The organism is Actinomadura rifamycini DSM 43936, assembly GCF_000425065.1.
Classification (GTDB): Bacteria; Actinomycetota; Actinomycetes; order Streptosporangiales; family Streptosporangiaceae; genus Spirillospora; species Spirillospora rifamycini.
Window position 1 is genome coordinate 26013 of sequence record NZ_AULB01000036.1, and the last position, 12907, is coordinate 38919.

The window sequence follows — 12907 nt, forward strand, 5'->3', positions numbered from 1 at the left end:
TCGTCCCGTTCTGTCTACTATGCCGTCACGGACCGTGTGAGCGGACTCACGCGATGAGTGCTAGCTAGCCTGCTTGCAATTGCAAGCACCATGACGCAGGGTGGAGACATGGCGAGTTCGAAGGTCGGCTCGATCGGGGAGTACATCCGGGAGCAGCGCACGCGGGCGAAGATCTCGCTGCGCCAGCTCGCGGACGTCTCGGGGATCTCCAACCCGTATCTGAGCCAGATCGAGCGCGGCCTGCGCAAGCCGAGCGCCGAGATCCTGCAGCAGATCGCCAAAGGGCTGCGGATCTCCGCCGAAGCGCTGTACGTGCAGGCCGGAATCCTCGAGGACCGGGAGGCCGACACCGATGTGCAGGCCGCCGTCCGGGCCGACCTCCTCCTCACCGAACGGCAGAAGCAGGTCCTTCTGGACATCTACGCGTCGTTCCTGAAGGAGAACGAAGCCACCGGAGTGCTCGACGACGTCCGGGACGAGACCGACGACGAGACCGGCGACGAGATTGACGACGGGACCGGCGACGGGACCGGAGCGGACGTCGGCGGCGAGCACGGAGTCCACGACCAGAACGGAAAGGAAGAAGTCGGATGACGCTGGCCGGCAATCTTCGAGACAACAAGGCCGTCTACACCGTGGCCGGCGCCGGCGACTTCGCGGTGGAGAAGCTCCGCGAGATGCCCGAGCAGATGACCCGGGCGCGCGAGGTCGCGGAGAAGTACCAGGGCGAGGTCCGCGAGACCGTGTACCGGTACGGCGGGCAGTTCCGCGAGACCGTGGAGCGCTACCGCGGCGAGGTCCGCGGCCGCGTCGACGGCACGGACCTGCCGGGCGCCGCCGTCACCTACGCGACCACGTTCGGCAACCGGGCCGCCGAGTTCATCGACGAGCTCGCCGAGCGCGGCCGCAAGGTCGTCCACCGCGAGGCCGCCGAGGTCGCCGAGATCACCGAGGCGAAGCCGCGCACCGCCCGCACCGCGCCGAAGCGCACGACGGCGCAGCGCAAGAGCACCGCGAAGAAGACCGGCTCCTGACCCGACGGATCGGGGGCGCGCGCACAGAGCCCGGCCGGGAACACCCGGCCGGGCTCTGTCGTCCTCCTGTCAGGGCCGAATAGTGTGGGTGGCGATGAACGCGTGTGCGCGGCGTGAAGCCGCCGTCCGAGACGAGCAGGAGCGCTGATCACCGATGGCGGGCTTCAACGTCCTGGAGTACTTCTTCTGGCTGCTGCTGATCATCGCGTTCGCGATGGAGGCGTGGGCGCTGATCGACTCCCTCACCGTGCCGCAGAACGCCTACGCGGCGGCGAGCAAGCAGAGCAAGAAGCTGTGGACGATCATCACGATCGTCTGCGCGGTGGTCGGGATGGCCTACGCCGTCGCGCCCGCGGCGCTCGGCGCCAGCCCGATCAGCCTGCTCCTCGGCATCCTTCCGGTCGCCGCGTTCCTCGGCGCCGCGATCTACCTCGCCGACGTCCGGCCGGCGGTCGCGCCGTTCAAGAAGCGCAACGGCGGCCGGGGCGGCCAGCGGCAGGGCCCGTACGGCCCCTGGTAGACCGCCGGACCTGAGGTTTTCCGCAGGATCGGCGCTGCGGCGCGCCGCGGAAACCGTGCGGTCCGCCCCATGACGCCGCGGGGCCCGCCGAAAATAGCTTCGCTTGCATGAACGACAAGCGAAGGTCCATGCCGGTCCGGGTCGCCCGGTGGAGCGCCGCGCACCCCTGGTCCGCCGTCGGCCTGTGGGTGCTGTTCGTCGCCGCGTGCCTCGCCCTCGGCACGGCGGCCGGCACCGCCACCATCTCCGACGCCGAGTCCGGCGTGGGCGACTCCGGCCGCGCCGGGCGCATCGCGGCCGCCGGCGACTTCCCCGAGAAGGCCGAGGAGAACGTCCTCATCACCGCCCTCGACGGGCGGCTCGACCCCCGCGCCGCGCGCGCCGCGGCGGACGACGTCGTCCGCCGGATGACGGCCCTCCCCGAAGTGGAGTCGGTCGCCGCCCCCGTCGCCTCCCCGGACCGGACGGCCGTGCTCGTCCCGGTCACGATGAAGGGCGACACCGAGAACGCCGACCGGCGCGTCGACCCGCTCCTCGCGCAGAGCGCCGCCGTCCAGGACGCCCACCCCGGCCTCCGCGTCGAGCAGGTCGGCACCGGCTCCACCGCCAAGGGCCTCACCGAGACCCTGGGGGAGGACTTCGAGCGCGCCGAGTACATCAGCCTGCCGCTCACCCTGCTGATCATGCTGGCGGTGTTCGGCGCGCTGATCGCCGCCGCCGTCCCGGTCGTCCTCGCCCTCTCCTCGGTCGCCGCCGCGATCGGGCTCTCCGCCCTGATCTCCCACGTGCTGCCCGCCACCGGCGTCCTCAGCAACGTCATCCTGCTGATGGGCATGGCCGTCGGCGTCGACTACTCGCTCTTCTACCTCAAGCGCGAACGCGAGGAGCGGCGGCGCGGACGCCCGGACGCGCTGGAGATCGCCGCCGAGACGTCCGGGCACACCGTCGTCGTGTCCGGCGGCACGGTCGTCGTCGCGATGGCCGGCCTCTACCTGGCCGGCGAGGCGACCTTCACCTCGCTCGCCACCGGCTCGATCATCGTCGTCGCCGTCGCCGTCCTCGCGTCCCTCACCGTCCTGCCCGCGCTGCTCGCCAAGCTCGGCCCACGCGTCGACCGCCCCCGCATCCCCGTCCTGTGGCGGATGACCCTGCGCTCCGGCGAGTCGCGCCTGTGGCCCGTCCTGCTGCGCCCCGCGCTCCGCCACCCCGCGATCACCCTCGCCCTCTCCGCCGCCGCGCTGCTCCTGCTCGCCGCCCCGGCCCTCGACATGCGGCTCAAGCAGCCCGGCTCGGACGACCTGCCCCGCGACGTCCCCGTCATCCGCGCCATGGACCGGCTCACCGCCGCCTTCCCCAGCGAGGGCACCGTCCACCGGGTCGCCGTCCGGGCGCCCGCCGAACGGTCCGGCGACGTCCGCGCCGCCCTCGCCGGCCTCGCCGCCCGCGCCGCCGCCGACCCCCTCTTCGCGCACGACCGCGCCCCCGAGATCCGCACGTCCCCCGACGGGCGCGTCCACCTGATGGACGTCGCCACCCCGCACGCCCGCAGCAGCGACGAGGCCGCCCGCTCCCTCGAGACGCTCCGCGCCTGGCTGCCCGCCGCCCTCGACGGCCTCCCCGCCGAGCACGGCGTCGGCGGCAAACTCGCCGAAGGCGTCGACTTCACCGCCCACCTCGAGGAGCGGCTGCCCATCGTGGTCGGGTTCGTCCTGCTGCTCACCCTCGTGATGACCGGCCTCATCTTCCGGTCCGCCGTGATCGCCCTCTCGGCCGTCGCGCTGAACCTCCTGTCGGCGGCCGCCGCGTTCGGCGTCCTCGTGCTCGTCTTCCAGCACACGTGGGCCGAAGGGATCCTCGACTTCCACTCGTCCGGCGCCGTCGTCTCCTGGCTGCCGCTCTTCCTGTTCGTCGTCCTGTTCGGCCTGTCGATGGACTACCACGTGTTCGTCGTCTCCCGGATCCGCGAGGCCGCCCGCGACATGCCGACCCGCGCCGCCGTCGGCGCCGGCATCACCCGCTCCGCCGGCGTCGTCACCAGCGCCGCCGTCGTGATGGTCGCCGTCTTCGCGATCTTCGGGACGCTCAGCATCGTCGAGTTCAAGCAGCTCGGCGTCGGTCTCGCCGCCGCGATCCTCATCGACGCCGTCGTCATCCGGATCTTCGTGCTGCCCGCCCTGATGGCCCTGCTCGGCGCCGCGAACTGGTGGCCCGGCCGCGTCCCCGGCCGCGGCCCCGCCCGCCCCCGCCGACGCGACCGTCCCCGACCTCCCGCTTCCCGCCCGCCGCTGACCGGCGGTGCGGCATGATCGGACCCGCCGCCGCGACGACAAGGAGGCCGCCATGACCGCGCACGGACGCACGACCCGGCTGGAACTCGACGACCAGAACCTCCGCGAGTGGGAGGCGGTCGTCCTCGAATCCGGACCCGACGGGATCGTCCTCGACCGCTCGGCGTTCTACCCGGGCGGCGGCGGGCAGCCGCCGGACCACGGCGTCCTCCTCTGGCAGGGCGTCCAGACCCGCATCGCCGGCGTCCGCAAGGGCGACGACCCGGTCCTCCTGCCCGCCGAAGACGACCCGCTCCCGCCCGCCGGGACCGTGGTGCGCGGCGCCGTCGAGGACGACCGCCGCACCGCCCTCATGCGCACCCACTCCGGCCTGCACCTGCTGTGCGGCGTCGTGTTCCGCGACTTCGGCTGCCTCGTCACCGGCGGCAACATGGAGCCGCTGACCGCCAGGATGGACTTCGACCTGCGCGAAGTCCCGCCGAACTTCAAGCAGACCGTCGAGGACGCCTGCAACGCCGAGGTCGAGGCGAACCGCCGCATCGACGTCCGCACCCTCCCGCGCGCCGAGGCGTTCGCGATCCCCGACATCGTCCGCACCGCCACCAACCTGGTCCCGCCCGAGGTCCAGGACGTCCGCATCGTCGACATCGTCGGCCTCGACACCCAGGCCGACGGCGGCACCCACGTCGGCTCCACCAAGCAGATCGGCCGCATCACCGTGGCCAAGGTCGAGAACAAGGGCCGCGGCTTCCGCCGCCTCCGCATCAAGATCACCGATTGACCCCCAAGCCCGCCTGCGCGAACCGACCACGACGCCGAACCTCGTCCTGCTCCTGCGGCGCACATGTCGGCGCACGGATATGTCGAACGCTAGTTCGAGAAACGGCCGCCCGGGAGTGGAGTCCGTGAAGCCCACCCCGTACATTGGAGCGATGGACACGGTCACGCCTGAGGAGCAAGCGGCTCTAGTGGCGCTGCTCCAGGTACGACCTGAGAAGATGCGCTGGAGCGATATCACCGCGGAGGTTCTCGAGGCGGGCAGCGCCGTCGAGGTGTGGGATCGTCTGGTCCCGCCCATGCTCACCGGTCTTCCGGGGGAACCTGACCCCCGCGAGGCGGCCGCCGCCGACATCCGTCGATGGGCGGAGGAGGGCAACACCCTTCTCACCATTCTGGACGGCGTGTATCCATCGCGTCTACGAGGTGTCCACCAAGCCCCTCCCGTGCTCTTCGCGCGCGGGACCCTCCGCACCGATGACCTGGCGGTATCGGTGGTGGGATCGCGGCAGGCGTCCGAGCGCGGCCTGCAGATCGCCGCCAACATTGCTCGTGAACTCGTCGCGCGTGACGTCACGGTGAGCGCCGGCCTCGCCCTGGGCATCGACACGGCGGCCCACCGAGCCGCCCTCGATCATGGCGGCCGCACGGTCGCGGTCATCGGAACGGGCATCAACAAGACGTACCCAGCGGCCAATCGTGCACTGCACCGCGAAATCGCGGACAGAGGGCTGCTCCTGTCCCAGTTCTGGCCGGACGCACCACCTCAGAAGCACAACTTCCTCATGCGCAACGCGACAATGTCGGGTTACGGCCTCGCCACGGTCGTGGTGGAGGCGGGCGAGCACAGTGGTGCCCGCGCCCAAGCCCGATTGGCCGTGGAACACGGCCGCCCGGTGATCCTGACGGACATGGTCGTTGAGCGCAATGACTGGGCGAAGGCGCTGGTCGACCGCCCGGGGGTGCATGTCGCCGGCGGTATGCGCGCGGTGGTGGCGGTCATCGACGGGCTGATCGCCGAGGAAGACCGAATCGACGCCGAGTTGCGCCGCCTGGTGTCCGCCTGACCATGCACGACGGTGATCTCATTCGGAGGCTGGGCGCGACCCTCGTCGCCACGGCCGGCGGTTACCTGCGCAACCCTGTTCGCCGGGAGTGGACAACCTGCACCGTCTGCGCCACGCCCGTGTCCGGGTATCGCATGTGCTTCGCTTGCAATCAGGCTCGCGTCCACAGCGGGTTGGCCGATCGGGTCGCTGCCTTGACCTACGCGGTTGAGGGCTCCCAGTCAGGCTATGTCATGCGGGGCTACAAGCGTGTACCGCCCATCGAGGAGCATCGCCGGATCGTGGCGATGCTCCTCCTGCTCGCCCTTCGCGGCCATGCTTCGTGCCCAGGCGTCCTCGCACGGGCGTCCCTGACGCATTGGGCGACGGTGCCTTCCCTGCCCATGAAACCGGGGGAGCACCCGTTCCATCGCATCGTCGGCGGGATCGCTCCGGGCAAGGAGGCGCCCCTGCGAGCACAGGCGGCAGTGGCCAATCCCCGAGGTGTGAACGGTACGCATTTCGTGGTGGACGTGCCGCTGCCCGTGGGCTCGCACGTGCTGCTCATGGACGACACCTGGGTGAAGGGCGGGCATGCCCAATCGGCTGTGCTCGCCCTTCGCGCGGCAGGGGCCCGAAAGGTGTCCGTCCTGGTGGTCGCGCGCTGGATCAAGGAGCGCTTCGCAGAGAATGCGGCTTTCTTGAAGACGCTTCCGGATTATGACCCTTGGCTCTGCCCATGGACGGGTGCAGGATGCCCGAACGCGTCACCGTCGGCGTCAGTCGGCTCAGCCCGGTCACCCTTTGCTTGAGAGACGCGGTTTTCGCCAGGCTCTGGGAGCGCCTGAAGAGGGTGCTCCGGCGCTGCTTCGGTGAGGGGGATGTCGGACGGGGTGGGAAGGGTGGGGCGGGGGCGGGTGCAGATGTAGGCGAGGAAGGCCAGGGCGGCGGCCAGGTAGGCGTTCGCCACCAGGGTGACGGGGCCGTGGAAGCCGTACTCGTCGGGGCCTCCGTCGTGGGGGGTGAACCACATGGGGGCTATCGCGAACACCGCGAAGGCGAAGGCGGGGGTCTTGCGGTGGCCGTCGCGGAGGAGGACCGCGAGGGCCGGGACGACCCACACCCAGTGGTGCGCCCACGAGATCGGGGAGACGAGCAGGCCCGTGGTGCCGGTGACGGCGATCGCGGCGAGCCAGTCGCCGCGGCGGGCGAGGGCGGCGGCGAGGGCGAGGCCGGCGACGGCGAGCAGGGGCGGGACGAACGTGTACCAGCCGTCCACGTGCTCGGCGCCGCCGAAGATCCGGACGGCCGCGCCGTACGGGGACTGGTTGCTGATGTAGGGGGCGCCGACGCGGGACGTGTCGAAGAAGGTGTGCAGCCAGTAGACGCGGGACGCGTCGGGGGCGACGGCCCACGCGGCGAGGGCGCAGGCGCAGAATGCGGCGGCGGCGAGCGCGGCGGATTTCGTTCTGCGGGTGACGAGGAGAAAGAGGATGAAGATTCCGGGGGTCAGTTTCATCGCCGTGGCGATGCCGATTCCGATGCCCGCCTTCTTGTTGTTCGCGATGCGTTTCATGTCGTACATCACGAGCGCCAGCAGGAACAGGTTGACCTGCCCCTGGTAGAGCGAGTGCCACATCGGCGCGAGGGCGAGGCCGGCGGCGACGGCCGCGGCGACGGCCGGACGGGACGGGCGGCGGCCGGCGAGTTCGAGCGTCACCGCGCACGCGTAGGCGAAGGCCGCGACGGACGCGAGTTGCCAGGCCACGCGGGCGACGGCGAGGGGCAGGGCGGAGAGGGGCGCGAACACCAGGGCGGCGAACGGGGTGTTGGTGAACCAGTGGTCGGCGTGCTGCTCCAGGTAGAGGGACGCGCCGTCGGTGAGGGCCTCGCCGCCGAGCATGTAGATGCGGAAGTCGAGGGAGTCGTAGGTCGCGGCGAATATCGCGACGGCGACCAGTTCGATGGCGAGGGCCGTGTACGCCAGCCGTTTCACGTATGTCCTCCGTCCGGTGTGGACGGCCCACGATCGCGAATGGCGCGGGGGCGTCGCGTCGGGCCGGGGATTGCATTCGCGGACGGGGTTGTGGCCCGGGGGATTAAGCCCGCGGGCCAATGTGCGGGGGAGGCGCGCTCGTTACGATCGGCGCATGGTGAATCGCCGGGTTCTTTCCGCGGCGTCGATGTGGTGCGCGGCAGCGCTGTACCCGGTCGTCGTGTACCTGACGTTCGAGAGCGCGCCGTCGGGTTTCCAGGGGCTGGAGGTGCTGCTGACGGTGGCGCTGACGGTCGCGGTGCTCGGGATGCTGGCGCGGTGGCCGCTGCCGGCGTTCGCGGTGCTGCTGCTGGCCTGGACGGGCGGGATGCTGGCGGAGCAGCAGGGTGTGGCGCTGCTGCTGCACGTGCTCCTCGCGGACGCCGGGGTGGCGTACGTCGCGTCGGTGCGGCCCCGGTGGACGTCGTTGACCGCGGCCGGGGTGACGCTGCTGGTTCAGCTCCTGTGCGTCTCGCTGTTCATGTACGTCAACGAGACGCTGTACCTGTCGGTGCTGCTCGCGCTGGTGGTCGCGTGGACGGCCGGGAACTCGGTGCGGGTGCGGCGGGCGCACGCGGAGGCGCTGCGGGCGCGGGAGACGGAGCGGGCCCTCGCGGAGGAGCGGCTGCGGATCGCGCGGGAGCTGCACGACATGGTGGCGCACAGCGTGGGGATCATCGCGATCCAGGCGGGCGTCGGGGGACGGGTGATCGACACGCAGCCCGCGGAGGCGCGCAAGGCGCTCGACGTGATCGAGGCGACGAGCCGGGACACGCTCGCGAGCCTGCGCCGGATGCTGACCGGCCTGCGCCGGGAGGGGGCGCTCGGGCCGGCGCCGGGACTGGACGACCTGGAGCGGCTCGCGGCGGCGACGTGCGACGCCGGGGTGCGGGTGGACGTGCGGCGCACGGGGGAGCGGCGGGAGCTGCCGTCGGACGTCGACCTGTGCGCCTACCGGGTGGTGCAGGAGGCGCTGACGAACGTGGTGCGGCACGCGGGCGTGGCGGACTGCAGGGTGACGATCGGGTACCGGGAGGACGGCCTGGAGATCGAGGTCGAGGACGAGGGGAGCGGCGGGACGGTGGGCGCCGGGTTCGGGATCGTGGGGATGCGGGAGCGGGTCGCGCTGCTGCGGGGCGAGTTCGCGGCGGGGCCGCGGCCGGGCGGCGGGTTCCGGGTGGCGGCGAGGATCCCGGCGTGACGGTCCGGGTGCTGCTCGTGGACGACCAGCCGCTCGTCCGGGCGGGGCTGCGGGTGCTGATGGCCGACACGTCCGACCTGGAGATCGTGGGGGAGGCCGGGACGGGCGCGGAGGCGGTGCGGCTGGTGGGGGAGGTCGCGCCGGACGTGGTGGTCATGGACATCCGGATGCCGGACATGGACGGCATCGAGGCGACGCGGCGGATCTCGGGCGCGCGGGTGGTGATGCTCACCACGTTCGACGACGACGAGTACGTGTACGGGGCGCTGCGGGCGGGCGCGAGCGGGTTCCTGGTGAAGGACATGGCGCTGGAGGAGATCCTCGGCGCGATCCGGGTGGTGGCGCGGGGCGACGGGCTGATCGCGCCGAGCGTGACGCGGCGGCTGATCGCGGAGTTCGCGGCGCGCCCGGAGCGGGAGCCCGCGCGTCCGGCGCGTCCGCTGGAGGGGGTCACCGGGCGGGAGCGGGAGGTGCTGGCGCTGGTGGGGCGCGGGTTGACGAACCACGAGATCGCGGACGAGCTGGTGATCAGCGTCGCGACCGCGAAGGCGCACGTGGCGCGGCTGCTGGCGAAGCTGGACGCCCGCGACCGCGTCCAGCTGGTGATCATCGCGTACGAGCACGGGCTGGCGGGGCCGGGCGGGTGACGTCCGGAGCCGGACTCCTACCGGCTGTAGTACTACGCGGGGGCGTCGGATAATCTGGATGCCGTGAAGGGTCTGGGAGAGCTTGAACGCACGGTCATGGAGGTCCTCTGGGCGCGGGAGGACGCCGGCTCCGGTGCCGCCACCGCGCGTGACGTCAGCCGTGCGCTGGCGGACGACCGGGACCTCGCCCACACGACCGTCATGACGGTTCTCGACAGGCTCGCGAAGAAAGGCTTCCTGGAGCGCGAGCGCGACGGCCGCGCTTGGCGGTACCGTCCGGTGGAGAGCCGGGAGGGGTACGTGACCGAGCTGATGCTGGGTGCGCTGGAGGAGACGGGCGACCGCGACAAGGCGCTCGTCCACTTCGTCCAGTCGGTTTCGAGCAACGAGGTCGACGTGCTCCGCCAGGCGCTGGCAGCCCTCACGAAGGAACCACCGGCATGACCGGAACCGCCCTGCTCGCATTGATCTCCCTGGGGACCGTCGGCGGGGCGCACGCGCTGTCCCGCGCCCGGTGGACGTGGCGGACCCCGCGCATCGGCATCGCCCTGTGGCAGGCCCTGGGCCTGTGCTGGGGCGTCGCCACGATCGGCGCCCTGCTCGGGCTGGCGCTGCTGCCGTACCGCAGCGGCGTCGCGGGCGGGCTGCCCGGCCTGTACAACGACGGGGCGGCGAAGCTCGACACGCTGCACATGGCGGCGCTGCTCGGGGCGATGAGCCTCACCGGGGTGCTGCTGGTGATGCTGGTGTTCGCGGTGGTCCGGGTGGTGCGGGCCCGGCGGCGGCACCGGGCGCTGCTGGCGCTGGTGTCGCGCCGCGACTCGGCCGTCCCGGGCACCCTCGTCCTGGACCATCCGGGTGCCGCGGCGTACTGCGTGCCGGGCGTCCGGTCGTCCAAGGTGGTGGTGAGCGCCGGGACGCTGGAGCTGCTCGACACGGCGGAGCTGGCGGCGGTGCTCGCGCACGAGCGGGCGCACGCGCGCGAGCGGCACGACCTGGTGCTGCTGCCGTTCGCGTCGCTGCGGCAGGTGTTCCCGCAGCTGCGGCTGGTGGGCCGGTGCCTGGACGCGGTGGAGCTGCTGATCGAGATGGCGGCGGACGACCGGGCCCGGTCGGGGCGGTCGCCGCGGGAGCTGGCGACGGCGCTGCTGCGGTTCGCCGCGGCGCGCCCGGCGGCGGCGCCGTCGGGGACGCTGGGGGTGGCGTCCCGCGACGACATCCCGGTGATGGCCCGGGTGAACCGGCTGCTGGAGCCGCGCCCGCTGCCGCGCGCGACGCGGCTGGCCGCGACGGCGGCGGTGCCGCTCGTCGCGGGCCTGCCCCTGCTGCTCATCGTCCTGCCGCACTGACCGGGTTCCGCGTCAGTCCGCGAGGACGGTTCCGTAGAGCCGGTCGACGTGCAGGCGGATCACCATCCGGCGGTCCTTGACCATCTGTTCGAGGAACGCGCGCTCGTCGTCCGGGTCGGCGAAGCCGGGGGTCAGCGCGAGGAGTTCCCGGCCGACGGCGTCGCCGGGCGTCCCGCTCACGTCGGACACTTCGGCGGTCCCTTCCGCGACGGCGAACGCCATGTGGTCGTCGCTGGACACGTGCAGGGCCGCGTGCGGGTCGTTCGCGAGCTGCCGCACCTTCGCGCGTCCGGCGATCGTCGAGATCCGGATGACGCGCACCTCCGGGTCCCAGGTGTGGACGACGGTCGACAGGTGCGGGTGGCCGCTGCGCTTGTTCGTGGCGAGGACGCCGAACGGCCGTGCGGCGAGCAGGCGGGCGAGTTCGTCCTCGGAGGCGGGCTTCGGGCCGGGTCCCTGGCCGGGGCCGTACCGCGTCATGGTGTGCTCCTTGTCGATCGGTGCCGGCCGGTGGCCGGAGGTCATCAGAGGGCGAGGGTCGGGGCGGACGGCTCGGCGTCCGTGCCCGCGGCCGCGGGGGCGTCCGGGCCGGCCTTCGGGGCGCGCAGGACGGTGACGGCGACGGCGAACGCGGCGGCGAGCAGGGCGGCGGCGACGCCGAAGGCGAGCCGGTAGCCGCCGGTCAGCGCGGTCGCGGCGGTGTCCCCGGCGGCGAGCAGGGCGTCGGTGCGGGCGGCGGCGAGGGTGGACAGCACGGCGACGCCGACCGCCATCCCGATCTGCTGGGTGGTGTTGAACAGGCCGGACGCCAGGCCCGCGTCCTCGGGGCGGGCGCCGGACATCGCGAGCCCGGTCAGCGCGGGCATGACGAGCCCGCCGCCGGCGATCAGCAGCATGGGCGGGAGCAGGTCGGCGGCGTACGCGGCGTGCACCGGGACGCGGACGAGCAGGGCGAGCGCGGCGGCGAGCATGACGAGGCCGGTGAGCAGGACGGCGCGCTCCCCGAACCGGCGGGCGAGCCGGGCGTAGCCGAACAGCGAGATCGTCCCGATGGCGACGGCGGCGGGGAGCATCGCCAGGCCGGTCTCCAGGGCGCCGTAGCCGAGGACCTTCTGCATGTAGAGGGCGACCATGACCTGGAACGAGAACATCCCGGAGAACACGAGGATCTGGGTGACGTAGGCGCCGGCGGCGGTGCGGGAGCGCAGCATCCGCAGCGGCATGAGCGGGGTCGCGGCCTTCGCCTGCCGGACGAAGAAGCCCGCGAGCAGCGCGGCCGACAGGGCGCCGAGGCCGAGCGTACGGGCGGAGCCGACGCCGTACTGCTCGATCTTCACGACGGTGTAGATGCCGAGCATCAGCCCGGACGTGACGAGCACCGCGCCGGCGGCGTCGGCGCCCGCGGCGAGGCCGGTGCCGCGGTCGCGGGGGAGGGCGGGCAGCGCGAGCAGGATCGTGGCGACGCCGATCGGCAGGTTGATGAGGAAGATCCAGTGCCAGTTCAGGGCGTCGGTGAGGACGCCGCCGAGCACCTGCCCGACGGACGCCCCGGCGGCGCCGGTGAAGGCGAAGACGCCGATGGCGCGGGCGCGTTCGGCGGGTTCGGTGTAGAGGGTGACGAGGATGCCGAGGACGACCGCGGCGGCCATCGCGCTGCCGACGCCCTGGAGGAAGCGGGCGGCGATGAGGACGGCGGGGCCGGTGGCGGCGCCCGCGAGCAGCGACGCGGCGGTGAAGACGGCGTTCCCGGCGAGGAACATCGTCTTGCGGCCGACGAGGTCGCCGAGCCGTCCGGCGAGCAGCAGGAGGCCGCCGAACGCGATGAGGTAGGCGTTGACGGTCCAGCTGAGGCCGGTGGCGGAGAAGCCGAGGTCGTGCTGGATGGCGGGCAGTGCCACGGTGACGATGGAGCCGTCGAGGACGGTCATCAGCATCGTGGCGGACAGCACGCCGAGCGCGGTGCCGCGCGCTCGGAGGACAGAGGTCACGGGTCTCTCCCATCGGTGGGGT

General features: G+C 72.5%; 13 protein-coding genes. 10 read left to right on the forward strand and 3 right to left on the reverse strand.

Annotated features, from left to right (window positions below):
- Positions 1–108 precede the first annotated feature (108 nt).
- The 6 genes from H505_RS45030 (at position 109) to H505_RS0129115 (ending at position 5686) form a co-directional block, all read left to right on the forward strand.
- A complete protein-coding gene (locus H505_RS45030; RefSeq protein ID WP_051301293.1) occupies positions 109–594 on the forward strand; it encodes a helix-turn-helix domain-containing protein in 486 nt (161 codons plus the stop codon).
- The gene (locus tag H505_RS45035) at positions 591–1034 is read left to right on the forward strand and encodes a hypothetical protein (protein ID WP_034520401.1); all 444 of its coding nucleotides are present in this window, start codon (positions 591–593) and stop codon (positions 1032–1034) included. The genes H505_RS45030 and H505_RS45035 overlap by 4 nt, the downstream gene beginning before the upstream one ends.
- Positions 1035–1188: 154 nt before the next feature.
- Positions 1189–1554, forward strand: coding sequence for a DUF2516 family protein (locus tag H505_RS0129100; protein ID WP_026404785.1), 366 nt, complete (start codon positions 1189–1191; stop codon positions 1552–1554).
- Between the two features lie 107 nt (positions 1555–1661).
- Positions 1662–3860 carry an MMPL family transporter gene (locus tag H505_RS45040; protein ID WP_084550950.1) on the forward strand — a complete coding sequence of 733 codons (2199 nt, stop codon included), beginning with the start codon at positions 1662–1664 and terminating at the stop codon, positions 3858–3860.
- A gap of 34 nt (positions 3861–3894) precedes the next feature.
- Positions 3895–4623, forward strand: a complete 729-nt coding sequence (locus H505_RS0129110) for an alanyl-tRNA editing protein (protein ID WP_026404786.1) — start codon at positions 3895–3897, stop codon at positions 4621–4623.
- Positions 4624–4774: 151 nt separating this feature from the next.
- Positions 4775–5686, forward strand: a complete 912-nt coding sequence (locus tag H505_RS0129115; RefSeq protein WP_026404787.1) for a DNA-processing protein DprA — start codon at positions 4775–4777, stop codon at positions 5684–5686.
- Positions 5687–6383: 697 nt separating this feature from the next.
- On the opposite strand, the gene H505_RS48170 is transcribed toward H505_RS0129115, so the two are convergent.
- Positions 6384–7661, reverse strand: a complete 1278-nt coding sequence (locus H505_RS48170; RefSeq protein WP_051301294.1) for a glycosyltransferase 87 family protein — start codon at positions 7659–7661, stop codon at positions 6384–6386.
- A gap of 154 nt (positions 7662–7815) precedes the next feature.
- Between H505_RS48170 and H505_RS0129130 the strand changes: the two genes are divergently transcribed.
- From H505_RS0129130 to H505_RS52530, 4 genes are all read left to right on the forward strand, one after another.
- Entirely contained in the window at positions 7816–8901 is a 1086-nt protein-coding gene (locus H505_RS0129130) for a sensor histidine kinase (protein WP_034520404.1), read from the forward strand.
- Positions 8898–9548, forward strand: coding sequence for a response regulator (locus H505_RS0129135; RefSeq protein ID WP_026404789.1), 651 nt, complete (start codon positions 8898–8900; stop codon positions 9546–9548). The genes H505_RS0129130 and H505_RS0129135 overlap by 4 nt, the downstream gene beginning before the upstream one ends.
- A gap of 63 nt (positions 9549–9611) precedes the next feature.
- Positions 9612–9992 (forward strand): BlaI/MecI/CopY family transcriptional regulator, encoded by a 381-nt coding sequence (locus H505_RS0129140; RefSeq protein ID WP_026404790.1) that lies wholly within the window; start codon positions 9612–9614, stop codon positions 9990–9992.
- The gene (locus H505_RS52530) at positions 9989–10897 is read left to right on the forward strand and encodes a M56 family metallopeptidase (RefSeq protein ID WP_026404791.1); all 909 of its coding nucleotides are present in this window, start codon (positions 9989–9991) and stop codon (positions 10895–10897) included. The genes H505_RS0129140 and H505_RS52530 overlap by 4 nt, the downstream gene beginning before the upstream one ends.
- A gap of 12 nt (positions 10898–10909) precedes the next feature.
- On the opposite strand, the gene H505_RS0129150 is transcribed toward H505_RS52530, so the two are convergent.
- Positions 10910–11377, reverse strand: a complete 468-nt coding sequence (locus tag H505_RS0129150; RefSeq protein ID WP_026404792.1) for a TIGR03618 family F420-dependent PPOX class oxidoreductase — start codon at positions 11375–11377, stop codon at positions 10910–10912.
- Positions 11378–11421: 44 nt separating this feature from the next.
- Positions 11422–12885, reverse strand: a complete 1464-nt coding sequence (locus tag H505_RS45050; protein ID WP_051301295.1) for an MFS transporter — start codon at positions 12883–12885, stop codon at positions 11422–11424.
- Between the last annotated feature and the right edge of the window lie 22 nt (positions 12886–12907).

Excerpts from the sequence above, each read along its gene's own strand:
- H505_RS45030 (WP_051301293.1), top strand. The coding sequence starts at position 109 with ATGGCGAGTTCGAAGGTCGGCTCGATCGGGGAGTACATCCGGGAGCAG.
- H505_RS45035 (WP_034520401.1), top strand. The coding sequence starts at position 591 with ATGACGCTGGCCGGCAATCTTCGAGACAACAAGGCCGTCTACACCGTG.
- H505_RS0129100 (WP_026404785.1), top strand. The coding sequence starts at position 1,189 with ATGGCGGGCTTCAACGTCCTGGAGTACTTCTTCTGGCTGCTGCTGATC.
- H505_RS45040 (WP_084550950.1), top strand. The coding sequence starts at position 1,662 with ATGAACGACAAGCGAAGGTCCATGCCGGTCCGGGTCGCCCGGTGGAGC.
- H505_RS0129110 (WP_026404786.1), top strand. The coding sequence starts at position 3,895 with ATGACCGCGCACGGACGCACGACCCGGCTGGAACTCGACGACCAGAAC.
- H505_RS0129115 (WP_026404787.1), top strand. The coding sequence starts at position 4,775 with ATGGACACGGTCACGCCTGAGGAGCAAGCGGCTCTAGTGGCGCTGCTC.
- H505_RS0129130 (WP_034520404.1), top strand. The coding sequence starts at position 7,816 with ATGGTGAATCGCCGGGTTCTTTCCGCGGCGTCGATGTGGTGCGCGGCA.
- H505_RS52530 (WP_026404791.1), top strand. The coding sequence starts at position 9,989 with ATGACCGGAACCGCCCTGCTCGCATTGATCTCCCTGGGGACCGTCGGC.
- H505_RS0129150 (WP_026404792.1), bottom strand. The coding sequence starts at position 11,377 with ATGACGCGGTACGGCCCCGGCCAGGGACCCGGCCCGAAGCCCGCCTCC.